Source organism: Burkholderia sp. SIMBA_062 (genome assembly GCF_046534765.1).
GTDB classification, from domain to species: Bacteria; Pseudomonadota; Gammaproteobacteria; order Burkholderiales; family Burkholderiaceae; genus Burkholderia; species Burkholderia ambifaria.
Genome location: NZ_JAWRYD010000276.1, coordinates 1 through 271, shown reverse-complemented (window position 1 = coordinate 271; position 271 = coordinate 1). Strand labels below are relative to the sequence as shown.

Here is a 271-nt window from a genome sequence, read left to right as displayed (position 1 = left end):
CGTGGCGTCTGCCGATGCTCGGCAATCGTCTGACCGTCTATCCGCACGTCGCGGTGGCGGGCGATCACGACAACCGTGAGAAGGACGAGACGGCGATCGGCGTGGGGCCGGGCATCCAGTTCCGGTACTGGTTCCGCGAAGGGCGCTATACGGCGCCGGCGAGCTACGTCGATGTGACGGTGCAATACCGGTTTCCGTTGACGTCAGCGGCCCGCGCACGTGGTCTCGTGGTGCGCGCGACATTGTGGTTCTGAGCGGCTGCGCTGACGCC

1 protein-coding gene is annotated in these 271 nt (G+C 66.8%); it reads left to right on the top strand.

Features of this window, described 5'->3' with window-relative positions; all coding sequences use genetic code 11:
- A partial coding sequence (locus SB786_RS36345; RefSeq protein ID WP_410731595.1) for an NfrA family protein occupies positions 1-254 on the top strand: 254 nt, incomplete at its 5' end.
- Between the last annotated feature and the right edge of the window lie 17 nt (positions 255-271).